Annotated in this window: 1 protein-coding gene; it reads right to left on the bottom strand. The window is 56.7% G+C overall.

The annotated features are described in order from the left end of the window. Positions 1-667, bottom strand: a 667-nt coding sequence (locus tag BLX41_RS09365; protein WP_259744613.1) for a polysaccharide biosynthesis/export family protein, incomplete at both ends; no start/stop codon positions are given.

Here is a 667-nt window from a genome sequence, read left to right as displayed (position 1 = left end):
CTGCTTGCAGATAGGCAAAGTTCAGTGCGTTGCCATCCAGCGTCGAATCGACGTCGTAGACTCTGGTCTCGACCTGATTATTGTGGCGACGCATGATCACCACCGAGTCCAGGCGCGCACTCGCACTCGGTCCTTTGGCCAGTGCCAAGGCTTCGAGCACCGAAATGGGTCGGTGAATCGGATAGGCTCCCGGTCTGCCAACTTCGCCCATGACGAACACTTCATTCGCCGCGGTTTTCTTGAGCAGGATATCAACGCTGATCTGACCGACTTCATTGGCATACCGCCGGTTCACGATCTGTTGCAGCTCATCGAGGCTCTTGCCACTCACAGACATCCCGCCCAGCAGCGGGAAGCTCGCACCACCATCGGCATCGATAGTAATCTCCCGGCTCAGGCCGGTACCCGGATGGGTCAAGCTGGTGCGCAGGTTGTCCAGTGCCTGGTAGACCGAGAGGTTGATCTGTGGGTGCTTCAGAAGATGGGTGTATCGACTTTCCAGTGCCTGGTTTGCCTGGTCGGCAGTCAATCCCGCGATCTTCAGATTGCCCACATAGGGTAATTCGATGGTGCCATCGGGAAGCACCAACTTATTGCCACTTAACTCTGGCGCAGAGAGAAATGAAATATCGACCTTGTCCCCGGGGCGTAGCAGGTAAGGGGTGTC

The organism is Pseudomonas protegens (assembly GCF_003732485.1).
In the GTDB taxonomy this organism is placed as follows: domain Bacteria; phylum Pseudomonadota; class Gammaproteobacteria; order Pseudomonadales; family Pseudomonadaceae; genus Aquipseudomonas; species Aquipseudomonas protegens_B.
Note: the sequence above shows the minus strand (reverse complement) of the source record. Positions and strands in the feature narration are given on the sequence as shown.